Below are 24,306 nucleotides of genomic sequence, written 5' to 3'. Positions count from 1 at the left end.
TGATCTTAGATTTACTTGCCGCATCAACGCTGAACAGCCTGTGCCAACCGCCATAAGCGCGCAATATCACTGGTACGAGCCTGCAACTGAACAGCGGCATCGGCGCAGGCCTGCTCCAAGCTTACAGGGCCGGGAGTCAAGCTGAACGCCGCGTCAATTCCTGCCGCATAGAGCTGTTCATAGCCCTCGCCAAGACTACCAGCCAACGCCACCACCGGCACTCCAGCAGCCTGCGCCTGGCGGGCCACGCCTACTGGCGTTTTGCCGTGCAGGCTCTGCGCATCCAGACGACCCTCACCGGTAATCACCAGATCGGCTCCCTGCAGAGCCTCTGCCAAATGTGACAACTCGGCCACCAATTCGATTCCTGGCCGAAAGCGGGCGCGTAAAAAAGCCTTAACCGCGAACCCAAGGCCACCAGCAGCGCCAACCCCAGGAAACTGACTGAAGTCTTCACCCAGAGTCCCCGCGACGACATGTGCCAGGCGCGCCAACGCAGCATCAAGCTGCTCGACCTGCGTAGGAGTGGCACCCTTTTGCGGCCCGAAAATGGCTGAAGCACCCTTCGCCCCACACAGTGGGTTATCGACATCAGCAGCCACATCGACCTGCACGTTGAGCAAGCGCGAATCGAGACCGGTCAAGTTGATCTGTTCCAGCTGCGCCAACGCGGCACCGCCCGGTGGCAAGTCATATCCGGCGTCATCAAGGAAGCGCACGCCTAATGCCGCTAGCAACCCGACTCCGCCATCGTTGGTAGCGCTGCCACCCAGGCCCAAGATAATGCGCTTCGCGCCGGCATCCAACGCAGCCAGAATCAGCTCACCGGTACCGCGACTGCTGCTGGTCATGGCATTGCGCTGGGTGCGTGGCACCCAATGCAAACCGCTGGCTGCAGCCATTTCGATGACTGCAGTACCACTCTCCAACCAACCCCAATGGGCCAGTACGGGAGTCCCCAATGGGCCACTCACCTCAAGCTCGCGGCGCTCGCCACCGGTGGCCGCAAGCACTGCATCCACCGTGCCCTCGCCACCATCGGCCATCGGCCGTAGGCATAACTCAGCCTGCGGATAGACGGATGCCCAGCCGGCAGCAATCGCATCGGCCACCTGAGGCGCGCTGAGACTTTCTTTGAAGGAGTCGGGGGCAATTACGATTTTCATCAATCAGACCTCGAAGACAGCGACGTCGCGCCCGCACTACCCATCCAGGCAGTGCGGCGAACATAGACCAGGCGCGGCGATCAGAAGCCCACGCGCCCGTATAGGAGGGATTACAGCAGCACCAGGCTCAGCAACCAGACGGTGAGAATACCGACCAGCCCCTGGATCAGCGTAGCAACGGTTTGCGCACGGTACGCCGTGGCAACAGTCATGCGGCTGAACTGCGTGACGACCCAGAAGAAGCTGTCGTTGGCATGCGAAACCGTCATCGCGCCAGCACCGATGGCCATCACCGTCAGTACACGGCCCATTTCACTGTCCAGACCAAGCTGCGCCAGCAATGGCGCAACCAGCGCCGAGGTAGTGACCAGCGCCACAGTGGTTGAGCCCTGGGCGCTCTTCAGCGCAGCCGCCACAATGAATGGCATGAACAGGCCGATACCCAGGGAAGACAGCGTAGTACCCAGGTAGGCACCGAGCGGCGTGATTTTCAGCACAGCACCAAACGCGCCACCAGCACCGGTAATCAGCAGGATCGGTGCGGCGGCGAGAATACCCTCGGCCACGCGGTCATGCAGTTGCTGACGCTTACCGTTGCCGCGCAGCAATGTGCACGCCAGGGCCAGCCCCACCAACAGGGCAATGACTGGCTGACCGAGGAAGTTCAGCACGCCGAATACCACGCCCTCGCCCAGCGGCTTACTCGGGAAGGCCGCGACCGAGCCCATGCAGATCAGCAGAATCGGCACGAAAATCGGCGCAAATGCCTGGAACGGGGTGGGCAGCGTGCCGTAACGCGACCTGAGCTCGGCAAAATCCTGCTCGGCTGGTAAGGGCAAGCCATCGTCTTCAAGGGCGATGTCCTTGCCGATAAACCGGTTAGCCCAGAACATACCCGCCAGAGCGGTGACCAAGGAAACCAGCAAGCCGACGGCAATCACCAGCCCCAAGCTAGATTCCAGACCGAGGTTACCAGCGGCGGCAATTGGCCCTGGGGTCGGCGGTACAAAGGTGTGACTGGCATACAGGCCGGTAGCCAAGGCCACGCTCATGGCAATTGCCGACACTTTCATGCGCGCCGCTAAGGCGTTTTTCAATGAATTGAGGATCACAAAGCCGGAGTCGCAGAACACCGGAATCGATACCAGGTAACCGATGATCGACATGGTCAGCGTGGGAAAGCGCTCGCCAAGCAGGCGAATCACGGTTTCGGCCATGGTAATGGCCGCGCCGCTACGCTCCAGAATCACCCCGATGATAGTGCCAAGGGCGATGACGATGCCGATATAACCGAGAATGCCGCCAAAGCCGCTGGTAATGGTTTTGACGATCTCGCCGGTGGGTACTTGGTAGGCGAACCCGGCAAGCAGTGCAGCACCGAGCAGGGCTAAAAATGGGTGCAGTTTCAAGCGCGTGGTGGAGAGGACGATGAATGCAATCAACGCCACCAGAATTAGGACCAGGACCATGCCAAGGTCTCCTCATTGTTGTTATGGGTGTGGGTGCCCGAGGGCGAAGCATTGTTACTCTGCACGGACTGTAAACGCCTGATACGTCCGCACAAAAAATACGCAGCCAAAACGCTTGTTACTGTGCGTTCGCCCAGTAAAGCGCTTAGTCCAGCAACCCCAACCCCAGAGATAGCAGCAAGCGCTGGTCCAGGCGCATCACCTCCACCCCACTGAGCTCGGCGATCCGCTCCAGACGATAACGCAGAGTATTGCGATGAATGCCCAAGGCCTCGGCGCACACCTGAATCTGCCCGTCATGGGCGCACCAGGCCTCCAGAGTCTGACGCAGCGTGCCATTAGCGTCTTGCGCAACCATGCGTTTGAGCGGGGTCAGCCAGCCCTGCAATAACCAGCTGTGGCGCTGGGCATAGAGCAGCGTTTGCAGGCGCAGCGCCTCCAAACGCAACACCCGCACGCTCGGCAACTGCGCACGGGCGTAGGCCTGCAAATCACGCAGCGCACTGCAAGCCTGCTGTAATTCGTGCAAATCATGCAGAGGATCGCTAAGCACCAGGCGTTTGACTGCCCAATCGCGCTCATCGGCATGCTTCAACCAGGCGTCATCATCACGTGTACCCAGCGAGCGACACCAGAATAGTTCGCGCGAGCCAAGCGGCGCACTGAGGTAGTCGGTCTTGTGCGACAGCGCGGCAAGCAGCTTATCCTGGCGTGGCAGAGGGTCGCCCTCCTCGGCCAGCTCAACCAGACACAACTGGCACGGCCAAACCAACTTCAAACCAATGCGCTCAGCCTCTGCCGACAGGCTGCCAAGAGGCTGGGCTGGGTCAAACAGCTGGCGTAGCCACGCTTCAAGTTGATGCCGCTGCCAATGCCGCTCGGCCTGAAGTTGGCGCTGCTCGACCAACATTTCGGCAGCCATACGCACTAACTCGGCGTAGGGCCGGACCGTTTCTGGTGTGCCGGTGATGCCAAGCACGCCAATCAGTTGGTCGGCATGCAGCAACGGCAGGTTTACCCCAGGACGCACGCCGCGCAAGCACGCAGCGGCCTGCTCGTCGATTTCCACCACACGGCGATTGGCCAACACCAGCTGCGCGCCTTCATGGCGAGTATGCAGGCGCGCCGGATCACCGCTGCCGATGATCATGCCTTGGGCGTCCATGACGTTGATGTTGTAGGGCAAAATCGCCATAGCGCGATCAACCATGTGCTGCGCCAATGCGGAATCGAGCTCAAGCATGGATCGTCATCCTGCGCGATAGGGCAAAACTTGCGGGCCTGAGCGCATCGAGCGTCAAGGCAGGCTTTCAGGGTGCCAGGCGCTCACGCGCCCAGCAATCGGCCTCAAGGCGGTAGTTGAGCCGGTCATGCAGGCGGCTCGCGCGCCCCTGCCAAAACTCGATGCGTTCAGGTAGCAAGCGATAGCCGCCCCAGTGCGGTGGGCAATGCGGCGCACGATCAAGAAAGCGCTGCTCGGTCTCGGCCAGCAGACCTTCCAGCTCAGCCCGATCGGCAATCACCTGACTCTGCGGTGAAGCCCAGGCACCCAGACGACTGCCCAGCGGACGCACTTGAAAATACGCATCACACTCGGCGGGTGTAACCCGCTCAACGCGCCCTTCGATACGCACTTGACGTTCCAGGCTAGGCCAGAAGAACGTCATAGCGGCAAAGGGATTGGCCGACAAATGCTCGCCCTTGGCGCTGTCGTAATTACTGAAGAAGGTAAAGCCGCGGCTATCTAACCCCTTGAGCAGCAAAACCCGGCAATGCGGGCGACCTTCAGCATCGACGGTTGCCAGGGTCATGGCATTGGGCTCAACCGGTAATTGCTCGGTTTTCACTGCCTCTGCAAACCACTGCTCGAACAGCGCAAATGGCTCAAGCGGTGCTTGCGCTTCACTCAGGCCATCACGGGTGTAGTCACGGCGCATATCAGCCAGGGTTTGAGTCACGGGCAATTCCTCTCGAACAAATACGGCGAAGGTCTGCTGCCGTTTCGCTGCAGGTCACAGCAAACGGCAATAGGCCACAAGCTTACCCGCGAGCCCTTAATTTGGCTTGATCTGCAGCAACAAGCAGAACAGCGAGTTACTGGCTCTTCGCTGGTTTTTCAGCCTTGGCAACGACCTTAGCGTCTTTGCCGACAATCGCCGGTGTTGCCGCTACGGCAGTGGCGGTCGCTGGCTGGCTGTATTTGGCAATCAATGCATTGAGGGTGTCTTTGGAAGTCAGCATGATTTCCACCCGGCGATTCAGCGCACGACCTTCCTGGCTGTCGTTGGCTGCACGCGGCATGTCGGAACCCAGACCTTTGACCATCAAGCGATTCTGCTTAAGGCCGCTAAGGCGGAAGATTGAGGTAAACGCACGGGCGCGCTGCTGGCTCAGATCACGGTTGGCATTCACATCACCACTGCTGTCGGCGTGGCCGAGAATCAACACGCCAATGCTTTCATCGCTCTCCAGCAGTTTGGCCATCCGACTCAGCGGGCCCAAGGTAACCGGCAACATCATTTGCGGACGATCCGGGTTGAACGAGCCCTGCACCGGCGCGGTAACTACCAGCAGGTTTTCACGGCGCTCAAACTCGAACGGGCTGCCCTTAATCGCTTCACGCACCTTCGGCTCGTAAACGTCCAGCCAGGCTTGAGTGACTGCAGGTGGCGGCATGGCGACGACTTTCGGCGCAGGTTTTTCGAAAACACTGCAACCACTGATCAGCACACACAGGGCAATGGCGAAAGTTTTGTTGGAGAGCATTGGGGATCCACATCGTGATAAGCGAAAAAGTCAGCCATGACCAACGCAGACAGCAGGCCATGGCAATTTGCGCAGCAGTTTAGCTGAGCGGGCTATAAACAATCAGCCAATAGACGCGCAAGTTTTTGCGCACGAGGGTCCATCAAGACGAACGGTCCTAAGTTATTGGTGACAAAGCCGAAAGCCACATCACGCTCCGGGTCGGCAAAGCCAATAGAGCCACCGGCACCAGGGTGGCCGAAGGCACGCGGGCCCAGGCCATAGGTGGCGTTGGCAACCTCAGACTGGTCAAGCATGCAGCCCAGGCCGAAGCGGGTGCGGGTCAGCAAGGTTTTATCTTCACCCACAGCATGTTCGCGGGTCAGTTCGTCGAGCAGCTCGCTTTCCAGCAAGCGCCCATCCAGCAGGCCACTGTAAAAACCAGCCAGACTACGAGCATTGCCATGACCGTTCGCTGCCGGCTGTTGCATACGCCGCCACTCGGGCTTGTTGGTACTGGTCATGATTGAGGGCGGGTTGGTAAAGGCCCGCGTACTCATGGCCATGGGCTCGCTCATCATGGTTTTCAGCAGGCGCTGGGCCGCCGCATCACCCATGTTGCCCTTGCCACGGGAGATGCTCGCCACGCGATCAAACTCCTCATCCGCCAGCCCCAAGTGAAAGTCCAAACCCAGCGGCGTGGCCGTACGCGCAACGATTGACTCGCCCGGCCCACGCCCCTCGATGCGCCGTAACACCTCGCCCACCAGCCAGCCGTAGGTGATCGGCGCATAGCCATGCCCCTCGCCCAAAGCCCACCAGGGTTGCTCTGCCGCCAGCGCCGTGGTCATGGTTTGCCAGTCATACAGCGCCTCGGCTGGTAGCAAAGCGCGCAAGGCCGGCAGGCCGGCTTGATGGCTAAGCAGATGGCGCAGGGTGATTTTCTCTTTGCCAGCGGCAGCAAATTCGGGCCAGTAACGGGCGACCGGAGCATCCAGTTCAAGCTTGCCCTCAGCCACCAATTGCAAAGCAGTGACGGCGGTAAAGGTTTTGGTGCAGGAAAACAGGTTGAGGATGGTGTCGCTGTGCCAGGCCTGCCGGCCCTCTTTATCAGCCACACCGGCCCACAGATCCACCACGGTTTCGCCGCCCACTTGCACACAGAGCGCCATGCCGCGCTCCTGCGGGTCATCAAACAACGCGGCGAAGCCGTCTTTCAGCGCCTCAAACTTGAGATCGAAATAACCCTGTACCTGTACCATCCTGCCCCCTCTCAAACTCAGCCAAATGCTCGCGGATTGTTTCAGCTCCAGCCTCTGCGATGAACCCTGCAGAAGATGGGCAAGTGCATTATCAAACCCGCGAATAGCGCCTTACGGTTTTTCCGAACGCATTTGCGGCAAAGGCTTGAGCAGTATGTTCGGCACATTCTGGTTGGCCTTTCTCACGCCTTTGACGAAACCATCCCAAGGCCGGTCGGTGATTCCCACTAAACCGAGGTGACCATTCTCGCCATCCAGTAAACGTCCGGTGACCGGTTGATCGAGATACTGAAACCAGTGCACGCCAACGATCTGCGGCTCCTCCAAAGCCTTACTCAGGAAGTGCGCATAAGCCGGCGCACGTTCCTCTTCCTTGTAAACCTCAGCAACCCCGCCCCAGAAAGGCCCGCGATCACGCGAACCGAAGTGGAACTCGGTGACCATCAGCGGCTTGTCCAATTGCCGCAACGCGGCAAAGTCATAGCCCTGTTGAGGCTCGCGGGTGTAGAAATTGAAACTCAGCACATCGCAGAAACGCGCGCAGGCATCCACCGCCTCGGGAATGCTGCTGGCAAAGCGGCCACCCAGTAGCAAGTGGTTGGGCGCATGCCAATCGAGCGAGTCGGAAATGGTCTTGTAGTAGGTGTCGGCATACAGGCGCAGAAACGCCTGCATGTCTTGCTCAATAGCAGGGAACTCGGCACTTGGCAGCGGCGCTTGAAAACCGGGGTCTTCCATCAACTCCCAGGCCTGTAGCTCAATCCCCCAAGCGCGCGAAAGGCCGCTTTGATTACGGTACTTATCCCGCAGCTGCTTGAGAAAGGCGCGTTTGGCCGGCACATCGGTACTCAGGCGTAACGTCGCGTAAGCCAGGGCATAACGCCCATTGGGATCACCCGCTGGGCCAGCCCAGGCCAGTTCATTGTCGGCGAAGTAGCCAAGCAGCCAGGGGTTATCGCGGTAATCGCGGGCAGCAATCGCCACGGCACGCTCAGTCGCCATGGCAAAGCGCGGATCGAACGGATCAGGCATTTGCCCCCACCAATCGACGCCAGTGCTAATGGTCGAGTAGTCACCACGGATCGACAGCGAAAGCGTGAACGGCATGCGCTCATCGCCGGCAAAACCCGCGTCACTCCAACCTCCCAGGGTATTGAAGCCCCAAGCCTGCAAGCGGTCCTGGCTATGTGCGCGCCAGGCGACAGGGTCAAATTGGCCATAGCTGCGCTGCAGGTTGGCCTTGTAGAAATCGAACCAGCGACCGCTGGCAAATACCCGGCCCTGGTTGGCCCCGGTATCACTGCGGCTATCGGACGTACCGAAGTAGTTAGCCAGCGCTTCACCTGATTTCGGCAAGCCAGTAAACATCGCCTCGCGCCCCTCAACATAGGTAGCGCTCTGCTCAGTGGTTACCGCATTAACGCCCAACGAGTAAAACGGATTGCCCTCTGGCGTCACCAAATACCAGCGACCATCGCGTTTTTCAGTACGGAAGAAACCACTGGCCTCAAATGGCTGGCCACCCGTCCAACCGCCAAATTTGTCCTGTGCTGGGCGCTCAGCCAGCCAGCTCTGCAACTGTTTCTGTTCCTGGCCAGCGGCCTGCTGCAACTGTTCATCGTTCTTAACCTTGCCCGGCCAATCCGCCCGAGTGAACTGGCCGTAGCTGTCGACGATAGCGGCATAGGCCGCCGCCGAGAGCTGCTCGTTGCTCACACTAAACTGGCTGATCAGAATATCTTGCGCGGCTTGCGGCTGCGGGATGGACAGGGTTACCGCACTGACTTTACTCAGGTCCAACGCGCCACTGACCGTATCGGCCAATAACAGGCGCTGACCATCGTGCGTCCAGGGCATCGGCACCCCGGCCCGCATCCCATGATCGCGCGGCGAGGTAGCCTGCAGGGGAATCAACAAAGTTTGCGCCGGGCCGGCAGGTAAGGCGATGCGCGCGTTCAGCTTCTGGCCATCACTGCTCTCAACCAACACATCCAAGGTCAATGCCCAGTCCATGGCGTTCTGCACGCGCAGGCTGACCAGCGTTTGCTGCGACCAATTCCAACTGCCCGTTTGTGGCGTCAGGCGCACGCTCGGTTGCTCACTCGGACGGAACGTTACCCGACGCAGCACCTCACCTTGCGGAGTTGGTTCACCGATGCGGCTGGGCAGCTCGGCATCCTGAGTTGCAACTTGCACAGCATCAATCGGCCGGACAAAGTTGAACAACTCCTGACGCTCCGCTGCCAAGGCCGCACCGCAGCAAACCATTAACGCTGACACTAGAACGCTCGCCTGCAGCCTGCGCTTAACCTTCACAAACATAACTCCTCGACTTACCACATGATGAAGACCACTACAGGTAAAGAGCCCGCAGCGGCAACCCAACTCAGTTGTACAGCAAGCTTATTGTGGCGCGGCGTTCAGACGCCATCCAGCGCAACAGGTTCATGCGCTTAGCTGATTTCTCGACGAAACGGCGGCAAAGCGTTAAGAATCGACTTGCCATAACGCTGGGTAACCACCCGCCTGTCGAGCAGCGTAATGATGCCGCGATCGGCCTCAGTGCGCAGTAAGCGCCCACAGGCCTGAACCAGGCGCAACGATGCATCGGGCACGGCAATTTCCATAAACGGGTTACCACCGCGCGCCTCAATCCACTCAGCCAGCGCGGCTTCGACCGGGTCATCCGGCACCGCAAAGGGAATCTTGGCGATAACCACGTGCTCGCAATAAGCGCCCGGCAGGTCGACACCTTCGGCAAAACTGGCCAAACCGAACAGCACACTTTCCTCGCCGGAGTCGACTCGCGCCTTGTGCTTGTTCAAGGTTTCCTGTTTCGACAGGTTGCCCTGGATAAATACCCGCTTACGCCAGTCACGCTCCAGACCGTCGAACACATCCTGCATCTGCTTGCGCGATGAGAACAGCACCAGAGTCCCCCGTGATCCTTCAACCAGCCCCGGTAACTCGCGAATAATCGCGGCGGTGTGCACCACCGCATCACGCGGATCAGCATTCAGATTGGGCACCCGCAGCACGCCGGCGTCCGCATGATGAAAGGGGCTCGGCACCACCGCGGTGACGGCCACTTTTGGCAAACCCGCACGCATGCGGTAACGGTCAAAGGTGCCCAGCGCGGTCAGGGTCGCCGAGGTCACCAGCGCACCATAGGCGACATTCCATAGGTTGCGCCGCAGGGTTTCAGCCGCCAGGATCGGGCTAGCATTAACCTCGATATCGAACAGCGCACCACTGTCCGCCAGGGTCAGCCAACGCGCCATCGGTGGGCTTTCCTCTGGATCTTCAGCGGTAAAGGCCAGCCACAGTTCCCAGTTACCCTGCGCCCGGGCCAGCAGACTGCCGAACAACGGGTACCACTCCTCGGCCTGGTGGCTGGCGATGCCAACAGTGGCCTCACCATCCATGGCTTCTTTGAGTTGTTCGGCCACTCCGGTGAAAAGCTCAGTGAGCTTGGAGAAGCCCTTCTTCAACTCCACACCCAACTCGATCAGGTGTGGTGGCACCAGGCCGCCGACAAAGCGATGACGCGGCCGCTCACGGCCTTCCATATCTTCGCCGGGCTTGAACTCGGCCACCTGCTCGCAGGCGGCGAACATGAACTGCTGCTGGGTTTTGATTTCCCGCGCCAGCTCCGGCACTTGCTCGATCAAGCGGCCAAGATCGCCGGGCAGCGGATGCTGGGCCAGCAGTTTGGTCAGATTCTTAGCCGTCTGCTCCAACCAGTCGGCGGTCGAGCGCAAACGGGTGAAATGGGCAAAATGACCGATGGCCTTGTCCGGCAAGTGATGGCCTTCGTCGAACACATAAAGGGTATCGCGCGGGTCGGGCAGCACTGCCCCGCCACCCAATGCCAGGTCGGCGAGAACCATGTCATGGTTGGTGACGATGACATCAACCTTGCCCATGCCCTCACGCGCCTTGTAGAAAGCGCACTGCTGAAAGTTTGGACAATGGCGGCTGGTGCACTGGCTATGATCGGTGGTCAGCTGCGACCAGCGCGCGTCTTCTAGCTCTTCCGGCCAACTGTCGCGGTCGCCATCCCATTTATTGCCCGCTAGTTTTTCGATCATCGCCGTGAAGAGCTTCTGACTCTGCTCATCGACATCAATCTTGAAGCCTTCCTCCTCGAACAACTGGGCGGTGGCGCTCTGTGCCTGGCCTTCCTGCAGCAGAATATCCAGCTTGGACAAACACATATAACGGCCGCGCCCCTTAGCCAGGGCAAAACTGAAGTTCAGGCCACTGTTACGCATCAGGTCCGGCAGATCCTTGTGCACGATCTGCTCTTGCAGCGCCACTGTGGCCGTAGCAATTACCAAACGCTTGCCGGCGGCTTTGGCCGTAGGAATCGCCGCCATGCTGTAGGCCACGGTCTTGCCCGTACCGGTGCCAGCCTCAACCGCCACCACGGCCGGATCACCCACTCGCCGACCTTCGTCATCAGTTTGGATAGACCCCAGCACTTTGGCGATTTCGGCAATCATCAGGCGCTGTCCATAGCGCGGCTTGAGCGACTTGGCTTCGAGGAAACGGGAATAGGCGCCCTGGATCTGGGACTTGAGTTCGGTACTGAGCATGAGGTCTTGGCGAAAAGGCTGGATAAATTTTCAGTGTTTGTAATCGGCGGCTATCATAGCGCGCTAATTGATCCTGCGCTGAACCGCTTAGAGCCTGTTTCTAACGCAGCGCGACCGGCGCGCAATAGATCGCCAATCAGTTTTTAACCATCAGGAGTGCCTGCATGACCCCTTACGCCTTCGTCTACAGCCTGCACCTGCTCGCCGCACTGATCTGGGTGGGCGGCATGTTCTTCGCGTGGATGGTACTGCGGCCAGCCGCTGTTGCCGCACTGGAAGCACCGGTACGCCTGAAACTCTGGCTGGAAGTGTTTACGCGTTTTTTCTACTGGGTTTGGGCGACAGTGCTTGTGCTACCTGTTACCGGCGTGGGCATGCTGCACTTGCGTTTCAGCGGTTTCGACAGCGCACCGCGTTATGTGCACGTCATGATGGGGCTATATATCGCCATGCTGGCGTTGTTTCTGCGTATTCAGGCCTTGCAGCTACCAGAACTGCGCCGTGCAGTTGCAGCTGAAGACTGGAGCGCTGGCGGTGCTGTACTGGGCCACATTCGCCGCTTGGTCGGCTTTAATCTGATTATTGGTTTGCTACTGGTCAGCATTGCCGCTGCACGACCAAGCTTCTAATCAGTTGTACTTTGCCACTGCCTTTGGCAGCGGCAAAGCATCTCGCCAGAGCTAGAATCGCACGACATTTAAAGCGCCAGTCGGCCCAGCCTGACCCGCACGCCCAGCCTGACCGGGTTTGCCGTCGTTCGCACCAGCGGTGCTGTAGAGCCAGCAACCTTTACTGACACCGCCTTGACCACCCGCCCCCGGCGTACCCGAAGAACCACCCGAGCCGCCATCAAGGCGCACTTGCAACAGTTCAAGCGGGAAATTCTGCGGCACCTCAAGACGGACCTGCCCTCCGGCTGCACCTTGCTGGCCATCACCGCCATCCAGGCCATCATGGCCGCGACTAGCCTCGCCCCACGTACAGCCGCCCGGCTTGCCATTCGCGCCAGCCAACCCAGCATAACCGGGAGCACCTTCACCGCCACGAGCATCGACGAGTAGCCCTTCAACATTGGCAGCCTGTAGCCGCAAGCTGAGGTTGCGTCCTGGCAGCGCCGGCTTTTCACTGCGCCCCTGAGCGCCACGGGCACTGATCTGTGCGCCACTGGCAATTTCAGCCGCAGCCACCTCCAGGCGTAATTCCTGCTCACTCGGAGCAATTGCCAGACGCGCATCGCGCCCCAGACGCAGTTGCGCCACACGCAGCTCAGTCAAGCCCGCCGGAATCAATAGCGTGCCGTAGTCAGCAATCTCCAGGCGGTCCAACTGCAACACACTGGTATTACTGGGAAGCCGCATAAACGAGTTGGATTCAACCTCTATGACAGTCCCAGCCATTACCAACGGACTGAAGAGCGCAGCAAGCACGAGCCAATTACGCATTTCCAGCCTCCAATTGCAGTTCTTCCTGAGGCTGCTCTACAGCTTGCTCTGTGGCCTCGCCCGACAAGCCCAATAACTGAAAAACCCCGAACAACATGACCTGCACGCGCACCAGAGCCGGCTTTGAGCTAGCGGCAATTCGCTTTTCGAACAGCCACAGCTCCAGAGCATGGGCCAGCAAAATAAAAGCGCCGGCCGCATTCAACAGCAGGGTGAAAGGTTGCGCGAAGGGTTGTAAAAGATTCGCCAGCACGACACCCCAGAACAATGCTGTGAGAGCTTTACCCAGCGTTAAAAATATCTTCATACCCGCCCCAAGTCGTTTTTATTTTGTCGCACATTAACCGCTTTGCGAGAGTGCGGCTAGACGACATAAGCCAGCCTATTAATTGAGTGGCGCATCTCTCCCGCTACGGAAAGCTGTAGCACAACCAAAACGCACTGGGATATGAAAGAAGAATTACGCTGGATGGATATAACACTTGTGGCAGCAACCCTCTGTAGCACCGGCGACCCGGTTACGCAGAAGCAAATGCCTACACTACGGACGGTACAAGCCGGCCTGGACAGGCCGGCTTGTATTCATCAGAAAGCCTGGACTCAGGCGATCAAGGACGCGCTTCTACTTCAGCTTCTACGCGACGGTTAACAGCACGGCCATCAGCGCTAGCATTGTCTGCTACAGGACGAGTTTCGCCATAACCAACAGCATTCACGCGATCAGCACCCACGCCATACTGCTTGACTAGGACCTCACGCACAGCATTAGCACGACGCTCGGACAGTTTCTGGTTGTAGGCATCGCTACCTACCGAGTCAGTATGACCCTCAACCACGGTGGTGGTTTGTGGATACTGGGTCAGGAAGTCAGCCAGGTTTTTGATGTCGCCGTAGCTTTCTGGCTTGACCATGGCTTTGTCGAAGTCGAACTTAACATCCAACTCAACACGCACAGCCTCAGCCGGTTCGGCCATAGGCACTTCTTCGACAACCTCTTCAACCATAACAAGCTGCTCTTCGCCGGCACCATGCACCCAGCAATACGCAGCAGCCAGACCCGCGCCGGCTACAGCGCCGCCACCGGCCCAGCTGGAGCTTTCAATTGCACCCAGAGCAGCACCGCCGACACCGCCAATTGCGGCGCAAGTTGGCCAATCCGTTTTTTGCAGCCCGGCGCAACCACTCAAAAAGCTACTCGCGACAATCAGGGGTAATACTTTCCTGGTGATGCTCATATATAAGTCTCCTATTGGTAAATCGGCCAAAAACCGATACTGGTCAAGTAAAGACGCCTGCAACAAAATATGCCAGAGAATATGCAAAGACATAGGTAGCACAATCCGCACTATGCCGCACGAAGGTTGCACGTTAGTCTTTCTGCACCTGCACGAGGACTTTTCATGCCTGCAACCCTGTCATCCCGAACACCCCAGCAAGCCCTTGCTGCCCTTCTTGACCGCTATAGCCCTGAACGCCTGTTAGTCATCGGCAGCCGTGAGCTGCCCGCCATCGATGCCTTCATCGCAGCTCACCCAAACTGCCAGATCGCTCATACAAATGCCGGCGCACTGCCTGCCGAGTTGGCCGCACAACGCTTTGACTTGGCGTTAGTAGTCGACTGCCTTGAGCATATTGATAAACGTATAGGCCTACAGTTGCTTGGCGGTATTCGCAACCTGAATGCCAGCCGCATCGCGGTACTCGCCGATCTGCAAGCCTGCGATTGGCAAGAAACCGACTTTTTTGCCCTGGCCTTACAAGCCAGCGAGCGCTTCCAGCGCGCAGAACAGACACTTAGCCTCTTCACTTATGATCTGCTCGACTACAAGCAGGTCCCCGACTGGTTGAACGCAAAATTTTGGGCCAACCCAGAAAACTTTGGGAAGTATTGGTGGTAAGTCCATGAGCAGCGCACTCTGCCCATGCGGCAGCCAACAATTACTGACGCAGTGTTGTGGTCTTTACCATGCCGACACGCCAGCCCCCAATGCCGAAGCCTTGATGCGTTCGCGCTACAGCGCCTATGCGCTCGGACTGATTGACTATCTGGTACGCAGCACACTCCCGGCGCAACAGAGCGGGCTAGATCAGCAGGCCATCCAAAGCTGGAGCCAAAACAGCACCTGGCTCGGGCTGGCAGTAGAAGCGACAGAAGAAGTGAGCGGTGATCCACAACACGCCTATGTCACCTTTACAGCTTATTGGCGCGACGGCAGTGGCGAGCAGAGTCACCGCGAACGCTCAGCATTTGTCAGCCATGACGGCAACTGGTACTTCATCGACCCGACGGTGGAATTGAAAACGAGCCGTAATGACGCCTGCCCATGTGCCAGCGGGTTGAAATTCAAGAAGTGCTGTTCCAGCTATTTCTAACCAGCGCCTACCAGCGCTACACCAGTAGCCCTTTGTATGTACTGACTACTCCTGCAGTTTCAGATGAGAGATGTCTGGTGCTGGACCTGCAGGGGCTTTTTTAAGCTCGCCCATGTCACTGCCTACGGGTGCCAAGCTAAATTGCGACAAATCCAGCGTGGGAACCGGAGCATCAGCTTTGTCATCTTGTAAATCATCGCCCAGAGGTGCAATGCCAAAGTCTGGCGCATCGACATCCGCAAAAGCCGCCATATATTCATCACGAGGGGTTATGTGTAAGCGCCCCGCCACACTATTGCTGGTAGAAGATCGCGCAGCAGCCGGCACAGCAGCTGGTGGAGTCGCCGCTGTTGGCACAGAGGTCAATTCGATTTCTTCAATCTGTTCGTCCATGTCGACCACGTCGACCACAGCCCCAGCTCGTTCCAGGGTCGAGCGGTACTTCTCCGCTCCAGCTGCATCCAGATTGCTTTTGATCACGATACGTCGGCCCGAGAACAACAGCGCCAAACGCTGCTCATCAGCCTGAAACAACTTACCCAGGTTGGTTTTCACCAACTCCAGCTGGGCACCCGGGGCCAACTGCGCACTGAAGGCAATTTCGTAACGAGCCATGGTCATACTCCTGTCCTAATCGTTGCTCAGTATGGCGCAGGTTTTTTTACCGTCACAACAGGTGGCAGCCAAGCACTTGCTTGTTACACTGATGCGTCATTCGGAGTATGCAATGTTTTCTCAGGCGCAAACGATAAGAATTCTCAGCCTATTGATGTTTTTTGGCCTCCTGTCGGGCCTTAGCGGTTGTTCCTCTCATGGCGATCTCAAGTCACCGGAAGTACGCCTCGTTAAAGTCGACGTAGTTAAGGCCAAATTGTTGGAGCAGCATTTCACGCTGCGCTTTCGCATCGATAACCCCAATAATTTCAGCCTGCCGGTACGCGGGCTTGATTACGTTGTGCATTTGAATCAGGTCAAGTTGGCCGAGGGGGAGTCGAGTGTCTCCTTCACAGTGCCCGCTCATGGCCACCACAACTTCTCCATCCCGGTGCGCACCAACCTCTGGCGCCACCTTCGCCAGATAGTCAAAGCCTTGGAAAAACCCGACCAACCCATCCCCTACAGCCTGCAAGGTGCGGTAAAAACCGGCTGGTTGTTCGGACAGAGCGTGCACATGTCGCGCAATGGCGAGATAATTCCCGGCGATCACATCCCGGAGTAACAACGCATGACCCAGCAAGAACACGTGCACGGCCCTGACTGCAACCACGACCACGACCACGACCACGACCACGACCATAATCATGGTCACGTGCATGGCCCACATTGCAATCATGACCACCAAGAGCCTGTGCGTAACGCCCTAAAAGACGTCGGCCGTAATGACCCCTGCCCTTGTGGCAGCCAGAAAAAGTTCAAGAAATGCCACGGCGCATAAACTAGCTATGAGCACTCTCAGCTTGCTCTTACTGCTTGCCAGCGGCTTACTGGTACTGGCCCTTGGCATTTATGCGGTGCATCTGTGGCGGCGAGTCTGGGCCAAGGAAAAAGCCCAGACCGAAGCACTCAATGCGCAACGCGTACGCCTTGCTGGCGACCTGCACATCCTCGCCAACAGCCTGCTCGACGGCCAGTTACCGCTGATCGAAGGCGCTATTCGGATCAAAGTGCTGCTGGACAACTGTGACAGCGCCCTAAGCCAGCACCCGCGCTGCGCAGTCTTTCACCAGCTTTTTGCAGCGACGGCAGATGTGCCGACCCACGCCGACTGGAAGGCGCTGGAAAAAAGCGTGCGCCGGCAACATGAGCAGCGCTTTAGCGAACTTGAGCTACAACACAAAGCAGCCGCACGAGCGACCGCGCGCTGGCTGCTCGACGAAGCGCTGCCACCATTGCGCCAAAGCGCCTGAATCCAAGGGCCAAGCTTCTTGTCAGGTGCATAGCCACTATCTAACGTAATACGTCTACCCACACCGCACGTTTCCCAGAACACAGCCCATTTGAGCACCACTTACCCGCAAGGAGTCTGCTGCATGCTAGCGCGCGCATTACGCCCCATGGCCCACCTCAGCCTCGCAGCCGTACTCACGGCGGTGGTCGCGCTCAGTGGCTGTCAATCATTACTGAATAGCCGCTACAGCAACAGTGTGGCCCCAGACCAGGGCATCGTGCGGATCAAGGGCCTGGCGCAGAGCGTGGTGATTCGCCGCAACCCGCTGGGCATGCCGCTGATCGAAACCACCACCTTCCACGATGCGCTTTTCGCCCTGGGCTATGTCCATGCCAGCGATCGCCTCAGTCAGATGATGGGGTTACGCCTGATGGCAGAAGGCCGACTGGCCGAGATGGCCGGTCCTGGCGTGCTGGAGATGGACCGGTTCATGCGTGCGGTCAACCTGAAAAAGAGCGCAGAGGTGCTGTACAGCAACGCCTCACCACGCATTAAGCGCTTCTTCGACGTCTATGCCCGCGGCGTCAACGCATATTTGTTCCGCTACCGCGACAAGCTGCCGATGGATCTTGCAGAGTCCGGCTATCAGCCGGCCTACTGGAAAGCCGAAGACTCCGTACTGGTGTTCTGCTTGCTGAACTTCGGCCTGTCAGTGAACCTGCAGGAAGAACTTGCCTCGCTGGTACTGGCGCAAAAAGTCGGCAGCGAGCAACTGGCCTGGCTGCTGCCAACCTATCCCGACGAACCGCTGCCGTTTGAAGAAGCCGCCAAACTCAAAGGACTTGATCTCAATGGTCAACTGGCAGACCTGAGTGCTGTCAGCTCGGCCGTTAGTCAATTTGCTGATGCACATATGCTTGGCGTGGCAGCCTCCAACAACTGGGCCTTCGCGCCTCAACGCACCCGCAGCGGCAAGAGCCTGCTGGCCAACGACACGCACTTACCGCTATCGATGCCGTCGGTATGGAACTTCGTACAGATCCGCTCACCGAAATACCAGGCCGCCGGCGTGTCGATTGCAGGTGTACCGGCCGTGGTGGCCGGTTTCAACGGCAAGCTGGGCTGGGGCATGACCATGGTAATGGGGGATAACCAGGACCTATTCCTCGAACAGGTCAAACAACAAAATGGTCACTTGCAGTACCTGGCCGACGGCAAATGGCTGCTCGCCCAGGAGCGCCAGGAGACCTTCTTCATCAAGGGCCAGCGGCCGATTCGCGAAACCATCTTCGAAACCCGCCACGGCCCACTGCTAAATTCGGTACTGGGAGAACGCAAGCACGCGCTGCAACCCATGCAGCTGTCCAGCCGCTATGGCCTGGCGCTGAAAACCACTCAACTCGAAGCAGACAAAACCCTGGATGCCTTCTTCGATCTGTCGCGCGCGCAGTCAGTCGAGCAAGCCTTTGAAGCTACCCGCGAAATACGCGCCATGCCGCTGAACATCGTATTTGCCGACGCTCAGCATATCGGCTGGCAAGTGACGGGACGCTTCCCCAATCGTCGCGCGGGCCTGGGGCTGATGCCCTCCCCCGGCTGGGATAGCCAGTACGAGTGGGACGGCTTCGCTGATCCAATGCTCCACCCCTACGACCAAGACCCGCCACAAGGCTGGCTAGGCACCGCCAACCACCGTACGGTACCGCGCGGCTATGGCATGCAACTATCCAATTCCTGGTATTACCCGGAACGCGCCGAACGCATTGCCGAACTGGCAGCAACCGGGCGACATGACACCCAAAGCATGATCGCCATGCAATACGACCAGACCTCGCCCTTCGTCGCCAAACTGCAGAACATGTTTAGCACGCCAGGCATGGCCGAAAGCCTGAAAGCGGCAATTGCTGCCCTGCCGATAGCCGAACGCAACAAGGCGCACGAGGCCTACAGCCGGCTGATGAAGTTCGACGGCAAGATGGCTGCCAACTCAGCGGACGCCGCGCTGTACAGCGCCTTCCTTTACCAAAGTGCGCGGGAGACCTTTCTTGACGAGCTGGGCCCAGAAAGCAATCCGGCGTGGAAGGCTCTGGTCGAAACGGCCAACAGCTCCTACTCCGCCCAGGCTGACCACTTGCTTGGCCGTGAAGACAGCCCGTTCTGGAACGATATCCGCACGACACAACAGGAAGACAAGCCGACCATTCTGGCGCGTAGCCTGGCAGGCGCCATCACCTTGCTGGAAAGCAAGCTGGGCAGTGAACGCAGTGCCTGGCAGTGGGGCAAGCTACACACCTACAACTGGACCACCGAGACCACCCAGCTGGCGCAGTACATGAGCGCCAGCCAGCGCAGCAGTATCAATGCCATCAAGGGTTACTTGGACCGCGGCCCCTACCCGGCTGGCGGCGATCACAGCACACTGAATGTGGCGGCTTACAACTGGGGCGAAAACTTTGATACCTGGCTGATCCCAGCCATGCGCATCGTCGTTGACTTTGGCCGCGAGGAACCGCTAATCGGCCTCAACAGCTCCGGCCAATCCGGCAACCCAGCCAGCAAGCACTATGCCGACGGCATCGACGCCTGGCTCAAGGGCAGCTATATGAGCTTCCCATTCCAGTCCCAGAACCTCGACAAGGTGTATGGCAACAAGCGCTTACTGCTGATGCCCGCGAACTGAAGCGCGGCACCAACAGATTACCGTTCGTCGGCATCCACTGAACCAATTCATTGGATGCCGCTCTGAGTAAATGGACTTACTCCACAGATCATCGTTTTAGGGCGCTTATAGCGCCCTTTCTTTTACCTGCGATTTAGTCACCAGGCACATTCATAGCGCCTGTGTGAACCTCTAGGAGCCTGTCGGGCTTAACACTGTTCTACTGTGCAAAAGCCGGACTCGGCCATTTTTGCTGCTCGTTCTCGTTAAATAGCTCGCTATTCGCCTCGAAAGACCAACAAAACTGACTTGATCCGGACTTTCCCTCGCTACGAACGGTCAAGCCCGACAGACTCCTAGCGTGCACTTCACAGCCAGTTCAACGTAAGCTTTGCCCTTGTCATAACGCTTGATGCCATAAAGCCGGGCATTTCTGCCACGCGACCTGCATAAGCCATGTGTTCTGCTCCCCGTGAGGACTTTGAAATGAGCAACCGCCAAGCCGAAATTGCCGCCGCTCTCGATGTGGTACCGCCCTTCGCTGACGACGCGGCACTGATCGCACAGATCGACCGACGTAAAGCATTTATTAAGAACTGCCTGAAGAACTCCGGCCTCAAGGTATTGGTCCTGGGCATCAGTGGCGGTGTCGACTCACTGACCGCTGGCCGCTTAGCACAGCTGTCAGTTGAAGAGTTACGCACTGAAACCGGCGATACGGATTATCGCTTTATCGCTGTACGCCTGCCCCACGGTACTCAGCACGACGAACATGACGCTCAGGCGTCACTGCAATTTATCCGTGCCGACGAAGAAGACACGGTGAATATCGCTGATAGCGTGCAAGGACTAGGTGAGCAGGTTGCCCATCTACAAAAACTCAGCGATGCGCGTCGCGACTTTGTAGTCGGTAATGTCAAGGCACGCATCCGTATGGTTGCTCAATTCGCGATTGCCAACGCCAACAACGGCCTGGTGATTGGTACAGACCATGCAGCTGAAGCGGTGATGGGTTTTTTCACCAAATTTGGCGATGGCGCCTGCGATCTCGCTCCCCTCTCTGGCCTGGTCAAAGGCCAAGTACGTGCCATTGCCAAGCACCTAGGTGCGCCGGAAAACCTGGTATTCAAGGTGCCAACCGCCGACCTGGAAGAACTACGCCCCGGCAAACCCGACGAGGAAGCCCACGGCGTTAGCTATGCGGAAATCGACGCGTTCCTGCACGGCCAAGCGGTACGCGAGGAAGCCTACGCGGTCATCGTGCGTGCCTACGACAACACTCGCCACAAGCGCGAGCTGCCGTTGGTACCGTAAGAATCGCTGAAAGCTTTTGCGCTGCCAGGGGCGTACCGTAAAAACCGCAGGCAATAAAAAGCCGGGCATCGCCGCCCGGCTTTTTATTGCTTCGCCTATTTATTAGGCCCTTGGCAAGGTAACGCCCAACTGCCCCTGATATTTGCCGCCGCGATCTTTGTAAGACACTTCACAGGCCTCATCAGATTGCAGGAACAACATCTGCGCGACGCCCTCATTGGCGTAAATCTTCGCTGGCAAGGTGGTGGTGTTGGAGAACTCCAGGGTCACGTGGCCTTCCCACTCGGGCTCTAACGGGGTCACGTTGACGATGATGCCGCAGCGCGCGTACGTGCTCTTGCCCAAGCAGATAGTCAGCACATCACGTGGAATACGGAAGAACTCCACAGTGCGCGCCAGAGCGAACGAGTTCGGCGGAATGATGCAGACATCACTCTTCACATCGACAAAGCTTTTCTCATCAAAGTTCTTTGGGTCGACGGTGGCCGAATTGATATTGGTGAACACCTTGAATTCATCGGCGCAGCGCACGTCATAACCGTAACTGGAAACCCCATAGGAGATCAGCCGCTCAGCGCCCTCATTGCGCACCTGGCGTTCAACGAAAGGCTCGATCATGCCGTGCTCTTGAGCCATGCGGCGAATCCACTTATCCGATTTGATGCTCATGGCGGGTGTCCTGTACTAGGCGAGAGATGAAAAGTGCACGCATCTTACCGGGGCTGACGGCAGGGTTCAAAGATTGATGAGCCAGAGTGTGCCCATGGAAGATATGAATTCTGTAGATCGGTAAATAACAAAAAGATGCACAGAGGATTCGCGCTTAGCGCGAAAAGCGGGTATGGTGAGCCCACTGTGCTGCATGTGTCACCGCGAATCGCTACTTGATGCCTAGATTTCGATCAAACATCGTCCGACTCCTAGTACTCGTTGCACTCAGTCCCGGCCTGGGCTTTTCCAGGGCTGTTATTACTTTTGTTAGGAGACATTCATATGTCCAATCGTCAATCTGGCACCGTTAAGTGGTTCAACGATGAAAAAGGCTACGGCTTCATCACTCCACAATCCGGTGACGATCTGTTCGTACACTTCAAAGCTATCCAAAGCGATGGCTTCAAGAGCCTGAAAGAAGGCCAGCAAGTGACTTTCGTGGCCACTCGTGGTCAGAAAGGCATGCAAGCAGAAGAAGTTCAGGTTGTATAACCTGCTTTAACTGCTAGAAAGAACCCCGCCTCGGCGGGGTTTTTTTATGCCTGAAATTTGTCGAGCACACCTGCCAGCGTGTGCAAAAACAACTGCGCATGCTCCTCGGCGAAACACAACGGTGGGCGAATCTTCAGGATATTCGAGTGAATACCAGCAGCACCAATCAACACCCCCTGCTCACGTAATAGATTAACCAGCCGCCGTGCCGCTGGCCCATCGGCCTCGCCCTGCGCATCAACGATATCTACGCCGAGAAACAACCCGGCACCGCGCACCTCGCCCAGCATTGCGTAACGCGCTGACAGTGCCAGCAAGCCCTCCATCAACAACCGGCCGACGCGCAAAGCATTGGCTTGCAGAGATTCGCCTTCAATCACATCCAGCACAGCCATACCTACCGCTGCCGACACCGGATTGCCGCCAAAGGTGTTGAAGTAACTGGCATTGCGGCCGAAACGTTCGAGAATCTGCGGTTGCACCGCCAACCCCGCCAAGGGATGACCATTGCCCATCGGCTTGCCCATGCTGACCAGATCCGGCACCAGGCCATGACGCTGAAACCCCCACATATGGCTACCACTGCGGGCAAAACCAGCCTGCACTTCATCGGCGATAAACAGCCCACCCGCCTCGCGCACCAATGCCACCGCCTCGGCGAGAAACCCAGGAGGATCGGCAAATACCCCATCGCTGGTAAACAAGGTATCCACCAGCAACGCCGCCGGCCGAATGCCATGCATGCGCATATCCGCCAGCGCCCCACGCACCTGCTCGGCGAATTGCTTGGCGACCTGCTCGGGTTGCTGTGGACATGAGTATGGCGGCTCGACCAAACGCGCCGTATTCGACACGGCCACATACTCACCCATCGACGGCGACAACTCGGCAATCGACGCCGTGATGCCGTGATAGGCATAGCGAGTGACGATAACGCCACTGCCACCGGTAAAATCGCGGGCAACGCGCAGAGCCAGGTCATTCGCCTCACTGCCCGTGCAGGTAAACATCAGGTTACCCAGCGCCGACGGCATGCTCGCCAGCAAACGCTCGGCATAATCCAGCACCTGCTCATGCAGATAGCGCGTGTGTGTATTCAGTTGCCCGGCCTGGCGTGCCAGCGCGGCGACCACATGGGGATGACAATGCCCCACCGAAGCCACGTTGTTGTACATATCCAGGTAACGGCAGCCGGCAGCGTCATACAACCACACGCCCTCACCGCGAACCAAATGCAGCGGCTGGTCGTAGAACAACTGGTATGCAGGCCCAAGGAGACGCTGGCGGCGGGCGATCAGTGCCTGCTGCTGCGCCGGCAAATGCTCAGCTTGATGGGCCTCAAAGGCATTGACCTTAAGCATCAGGCTAACGCCGCCAGCGATTCAGGGAGAATCTGCCCGCCATCGATGATCAGGCTTTGCCCGGTCAGATAGCCGGCCTCCTTGGAGGCGAAGAACAACGCCGCATAGGCAATATCCTCAACATTGCCGAGGCGCTTCAAGGGTACCGACGACGCCATGCTGTCGACATACGCCTGGCCCATATCAAGCAAACCTTCAGTGAGGATATTGCCCGGTAATACGGCATTAATCGTGATGTTGTCGCGGGCCAGTTCGATCGCCGCCGTACGCATAAAGCCGAGCTGCGCCGCCTTGCTCGCGCCGTAGTGCGCCCAACCGGGAAAACCGGTCACCGGGCCCGTGATCGAGGAGGTCAGGATGACCCGCCCGTACTCGGCCTTGCGCAGAAACGGCAAACAGGCCTGAACACAAAGAAAGCTGCCCTTGGCGTTGATGCCGAGTACATGATCCCAGTCTTCGGCAGTCAACTCATCCAGAGTGCCTGAAGGGAAAATCCCGGCATTGCTGCACAACACATCGATACCGCCCTGCGCCTCAACAACCTCTGCGACCATCGCTTTGACCGACGCGCTATCCGCCACATCGGCAGCGAAGGCCTGCACCTGCAAACCTTCGCCGCGCAATCCAGCCGCAACTTCCTCCAACTTGCCGGCATGGCGGGCGCTAATGGCAACGCGCGCGCCCTGCCGGGCAAACACCCTGGCGATTCCCAAACCGATACCGCTGCTGGCCCCGGTGACCAGAACACTTTTGCCGCTGAGCGAGGTAAGCATCGCGTTCTCTCCGCTGAATGAATGACGCGATGATGCTGCCGGCAGTGATCCAG

At 58.2% G+C, this 24,306-nt stretch carries 23 protein-coding genes and 1 pseudogene; 9 read left to right on the top strand and 15 right to left on the bottom strand.

Annotated features, from left to right (window positions below; translation table 11 throughout):
• Positions 1 to 23: 23 nt before the first annotated feature.
• From VCA57_RS13305 to dinG, 8 genes are all read right to left on the bottom strand, one after another.
• A complete protein-coding gene (locus tag VCA57_RS13305) occupies positions 24 to 1,166 on the bottom strand; it encodes a glycerate kinase (RefSeq protein WP_411185500.1) in 1,143 nt (380 codons plus the stop codon).
• A gap of 110 nt (positions 1,167 to 1,276) precedes the next feature.
• Complete coding sequence (locus tag VCA57_RS13300) at positions 1,277 to 2,635, bottom strand: GntP family permease (protein WP_411185499.1); 1,359 nt, start codon at positions 2,633 to 2,635, stop codon at positions 1,277 to 1,279.
• A gap of 145 nt (positions 2,636 to 2,780) precedes the next feature.
• Positions 2,781 to 3,878 (bottom strand): CdaR family transcriptional regulator, encoded by a 1,098-nt coding sequence (locus VCA57_RS13295; protein WP_411185498.1) that lies wholly within the window; start codon positions 3,876 to 3,878, stop codon positions 2,781 to 2,783.
• A 67-nt stretch (positions 3,879 to 3,945) separates the two neighbouring features.
• Positions 3,946 to 4,593 (bottom strand): pyridoxamine 5'-phosphate oxidase, encoded by a 648-nt coding sequence (gene pdxH, locus VCA57_RS13290; RefSeq protein ID WP_411185497.1) that lies wholly within the window; start codon positions 4,591 to 4,593, stop codon positions 3,946 to 3,948.
• A 136-nt stretch (positions 4,594 to 4,729) separates the two neighbouring features.
• A complete protein-coding gene (locus VCA57_RS13285) occupies positions 4,730 to 5,401 on the bottom strand; it encodes an OmpA family protein (protein WP_411185495.1) in 672 nt (223 codons plus the stop codon).
• Between the two features lie 92 nt (positions 5,402 to 5,493).
• Positions 5,494 to 6,642 (bottom strand): serine hydrolase domain-containing protein, encoded by a 1,149-nt coding sequence (locus VCA57_RS13280; RefSeq protein ID WP_411185493.1) that lies wholly within the window; start codon positions 6,640 to 6,642, stop codon positions 5,494 to 5,496.
• Between the two features lie 111 nt (positions 6,643 to 6,753).
• Positions 6,754 to 8,910, bottom strand: coding sequence for a beta-agarase (locus VCA57_RS13275; RefSeq protein ID WP_411185526.1), 2,157 nt, complete (start codon positions 8,908 to 8,910; stop codon positions 6,754 to 6,756).
• A 185-nt stretch (positions 8,911 to 9,095) separates the two neighbouring features.
• Entirely contained in the window at positions 9,096 to 11,240 is a 2,145-nt protein-coding gene (dinG, locus tag VCA57_RS13270; RefSeq protein ID WP_411185492.1) for an ATP-dependent DNA helicase DinG, read from the bottom strand.
• 164 nt (positions 11,241 to 11,404) lie between these two features.
• Here dinG and VCA57_RS13265 point away from each other — a divergent pair, with 164 nt between their 5' ends.
• Positions 11,405 to 11,869, top strand: a complete 465-nt coding sequence (locus VCA57_RS13265; protein ID WP_411185490.1) for a CopD family protein — start codon at positions 11,405 to 11,407, stop codon at positions 11,867 to 11,869.
• Positions 11,870 to 11,920: 51 nt separating this feature from the next.
• Here VCA57_RS13265 and VCA57_RS13260 read toward each other — a convergent pair whose 3' ends face one another.
• The 3 genes and pseudogenes from VCA57_RS13260 to VCA57_RS13250 all read right to left on the bottom strand — a co-directional run.
• Positions 11,921 to 12,682, bottom strand: coding sequence for a collagen-like protein (locus VCA57_RS13260; RefSeq protein WP_411185489.1), 762 nt, complete (start codon positions 12,680 to 12,682; stop codon positions 11,921 to 11,923).
• On the bottom strand, positions 12,675 to 12,989 hold the full coding sequence (locus VCA57_RS13255; RefSeq protein ID WP_411185488.1) for a DUF1145 domain-containing protein: 315 nt from the start codon (positions 12,987 to 12,989) through the stop codon (positions 12,675 to 12,677). The genes VCA57_RS13260 and VCA57_RS13255 overlap by 8 nt, the downstream gene beginning before the upstream one ends.
• A gap of 301 nt (positions 12,990 to 13,290) precedes the next feature.
• Positions 13,291 to 13,644: pseudogene (locus tag VCA57_RS13250) on the bottom strand (OmpA family protein); the annotation flags it as partial.
• Between the two features lie 438 nt (positions 13,645 to 14,082).
• Between VCA57_RS13250 and VCA57_RS13245 the strand changes: the two are divergent.
• Both VCA57_RS13245 and VCA57_RS13240 read left to right on the top strand, forming a co-directional pair.
• Positions 14,083 to 14,580 (top strand): DUF6231 family protein, encoded by a 498-nt coding sequence (locus tag VCA57_RS13245; RefSeq protein WP_411185487.1) that lies wholly within the window; start codon positions 14,083 to 14,085, stop codon positions 14,578 to 14,580.
• 4 nt (positions 14,581 to 14,584) lie between these two features.
• Positions 14,585 to 15,055 (top strand): YchJ family protein, encoded by a 471-nt coding sequence (locus tag VCA57_RS13240; protein WP_411185485.1) that lies wholly within the window; start codon positions 14,585 to 14,587, stop codon positions 15,053 to 15,055.
• Between the two features lie 45 nt (positions 15,056 to 15,100).
• On the opposite strand, the gene VCA57_RS13235 is transcribed toward VCA57_RS13240, so the two are convergent.
• A complete protein-coding gene (locus VCA57_RS13235) occupies positions 15,101 to 15,670 on the bottom strand; it encodes a hypothetical protein (protein ID WP_411185484.1) in 570 nt (189 codons plus the stop codon).
• A 112-nt stretch (positions 15,671 to 15,782) separates the two neighbouring features.
• Here VCA57_RS13235 and VCA57_RS13230 point away from each other — a divergent pair, with 112 nt between their 5' ends.
• The 5 genes from VCA57_RS13230 to nadE all read left to right on the top strand — a co-directional run bounded on the left by VCA57_RS13230 (position 15,783) and on the right by nadE (position 20,916).
• Entirely contained in the window at positions 15,783 to 16,274 is a 492-nt protein-coding gene (locus VCA57_RS13230) for an LEA type 2 family protein (RefSeq protein ID WP_411185525.1), read from the top strand.
• A 6-nt stretch (positions 16,275 to 16,280) separates the two neighbouring features.
• On the top strand, positions 16,281 to 16,490 hold the full coding sequence (locus VCA57_RS13225; protein WP_411185483.1) for an SEC-C metal-binding domain-containing protein: 210 nt from the start codon (positions 16,281 to 16,283) through the stop codon (positions 16,488 to 16,490).
• A gap of 7 nt (positions 16,491 to 16,497) precedes the next feature.
• A complete protein-coding gene (locus VCA57_RS13220) occupies positions 16,498 to 16,962 on the top strand; it encodes a DUF2489 domain-containing protein (RefSeq protein WP_411185482.1) in 465 nt (154 codons plus the stop codon).
• 147 nt (positions 16,963 to 17,109) lie between these two features.
• A complete protein-coding gene (locus VCA57_RS13215) occupies positions 17,110 to 19,623 on the top strand; it encodes a penicillin acylase family protein (protein ID WP_411185524.1) in 2,514 nt (837 codons plus the stop codon).
• A 465-nt stretch (positions 19,624 to 20,088) separates the two neighbouring features.
• Positions 20,089 to 20,916 (top strand): ammonia-dependent NAD(+) synthetase, encoded by an 828-nt coding sequence (nadE, locus tag VCA57_RS13210; RefSeq protein ID WP_411185481.1) that lies wholly within the window; start codon positions 20,089 to 20,091, stop codon positions 20,914 to 20,916.
• Between the two features lie 102 nt (positions 20,917 to 21,018).
• On the opposite strand, the gene dcd is transcribed toward nadE, so the two are convergent.
• Positions 21,019 to 21,585, bottom strand: a complete 567-nt coding sequence (gene dcd, locus VCA57_RS13205; protein ID WP_108488079.1) for a dCTP deaminase — start codon at positions 21,583 to 21,585, stop codon at positions 21,019 to 21,021.
• Positions 21,586 to 21,909: 324 nt separating this feature from the next.
• On the opposite strand from dcd, the gene VCA57_RS13200 reads away from it, so the two are divergent.
• Positions 21,910 to 22,119, top strand: a complete 210-nt coding sequence (locus tag VCA57_RS13200; protein ID WP_298114370.1) for a cold-shock protein — start codon at positions 21,910 to 21,912, stop codon at positions 22,117 to 22,119.
• 44 nt (positions 22,120 to 22,163) lie between these two features.
• On the opposite strand, the gene VCA57_RS13195 is transcribed toward VCA57_RS13200, so the two are convergent.
• Together VCA57_RS13195 and fabG are read right to left on the bottom strand one after the other, a co-directional pair.
• The gene (locus VCA57_RS13195) at positions 22,164 to 23,480 is read right to left on the bottom strand and encodes an aspartate aminotransferase family protein (RefSeq protein WP_411185480.1); all 1,317 of its coding nucleotides are present in this window, start codon (positions 23,478 to 23,480) and stop codon (positions 22,164 to 22,166) included.
• Positions 23,480 to 24,253 carry a 3-oxoacyl-ACP reductase FabG gene (fabG, locus tag VCA57_RS13190; RefSeq protein WP_411185479.1) on the bottom strand — a complete coding sequence of 258 codons (774 nt, stop codon included), beginning with the start codon at positions 24,251 to 24,253 and terminating at the stop codon, positions 23,480 to 23,482. Before fabG ends, VCA57_RS13195 begins: the two co-directional genes overlap by 1 nt.
• Between the last annotated feature and the right edge of the window lie 53 nt (positions 24,254 to 24,306).

Origin of the sequence: Pseudomonas sp. (assembly GCF_046581935.1) — a bacterium.
Lineage (GTDB): Bacteria > Pseudomonadota > Gammaproteobacteria > Pseudomonadales > Pseudomonadaceae > Aquipseudomonas.
This window is presented reverse-complemented; position numbering and strand designations above follow the sequence as displayed.

Bases quoted from the DNA above. Each gene is read 5' to 3' on its own strand.
- VCA57_RS13230 (WP_411185525.1), top strand. From the start codon at position 15,783: ATGTTTTCTCAGGCGCAAACGATAAGAATTCTCAGCCTATTGATGTTT.
- VCA57_RS13300 (WP_411185499.1), bottom strand. From the start codon at position 2,635: ATGGTCCTGGTCCTAATTCTGGTGGCGTTGATTGCATTCATCGTCCTC.
- VCA57_RS13220 (WP_411185482.1), top strand. From the start codon at position 16,498: ATGAGCACTCTCAGCTTGCTCTTACTGCTTGCCAGCGGCTTACTGGTA.
- VCA57_RS13260 (WP_411185489.1), bottom strand. From the start codon at position 12,682: ATGCGTAATTGGCTCGTGCTTGCTGCGCTCTTCAGTCCGTTGGTAATG.
- VCA57_RS13305 (WP_411185500.1), bottom strand. From the start codon at position 1,166: ATGAAAATCGTAATTGCCCCCGACTCCTTCAAAGAAAGTCTCAGCGCG.
- VCA57_RS13225 (WP_411185483.1), top strand. From the start codon at position 16,281: ATGACCCAGCAAGAACACGTGCACGGCCCTGACTGCAACCACGACCAC.
- dcd (WP_108488079.1), bottom strand. From the start codon at position 21,585: ATGAGCATCAAATCGGATAAGTGGATTCGCCGCATGGCTCAAGAGCAC.
- VCA57_RS13245 (WP_411185487.1), top strand. From the start codon at position 14,083: ATGCCTGCAACCCTGTCATCCCGAACACCCCAGCAAGCCCTTGCTGCC.
- VCA57_RS13295 (WP_411185498.1), bottom strand. From the start codon at position 3,878: ATGCTTGAGCTCGATTCCGCATTGGCGCAGCACATGGTTGATCGCGCT.
- nadE (WP_411185481.1), top strand. From the start codon at position 20,089: ATGAGCAACCGCCAAGCCGAAATTGCCGCCGCTCTCGATGTGGTACCG.
- VCA57_RS13200 (WP_298114370.1), top strand. From the start codon at position 21,910: ATGTCCAATCGTCAATCTGGCACCGTTAAGTGGTTCAACGATGAAAAA.
- VCA57_RS13285 (WP_411185495.1), bottom strand. From the start codon at position 5,401: ATGCTCTCCAACAAAACTTTCGCCATTGCCCTGTGTGTGCTGATCAGT.
- VCA57_RS13215 (WP_411185524.1), top strand. From the start codon at position 17,110: ATGGCCCACCTCAGCCTCGCAGCCGTACTCACGGCGGTGGTCGCGCTC.
- VCA57_RS13275 (WP_411185526.1), bottom strand. From the start codon at position 8,910: ATGGTTTGCTGCGGTGCGGCCTTGGCAGCGGAGCGTCAGGAGTTGTTC.
- VCA57_RS13255 (WP_411185488.1), bottom strand. From the start codon at position 12,989: ATGAAGATATTTTTAACGCTGGGTAAAGCTCTCACAGCATTGTTCTGG.
- fabG (WP_411185479.1), bottom strand. From the start codon at position 24,253: ATGCTTACCTCGCTCAGCGGCAAAAGTGTTCTGGTCACCGGGGCCAGC.
- VCA57_RS13195 (WP_411185480.1), bottom strand. From the start codon at position 23,480: ATGCTTAAGGTCAATGCCTTTGAGGCCCATCAAGCTGAGCATTTGCCG.
- VCA57_RS13280 (WP_411185493.1), bottom strand. From the start codon at position 6,642: ATGGTACAGGTACAGGGTTATTTCGATCTCAAGTTTGAGGCGCTGAAA.
- dinG (WP_411185492.1), bottom strand. From the start codon at position 11,240: ATGCTCAGTACCGAACTCAAGTCCCAGATCCAGGGCGCCTATTCCCGT.
- VCA57_RS13235 (WP_411185484.1), bottom strand. From the start codon at position 15,670: ATGGCTCGTTACGAAATTGCCTTCAGTGCGCAGTTGGCCCCGGGTGCC.
- VCA57_RS13265 (WP_411185490.1), top strand. From the start codon at position 11,405: ATGACCCCTTACGCCTTCGTCTACAGCCTGCACCTGCTCGCCGCACTG.
- VCA57_RS13240 (WP_411185485.1), top strand. From the start codon at position 14,585: ATGAGCAGCGCACTCTGCCCATGCGGCAGCCAACAATTACTGACGCAG.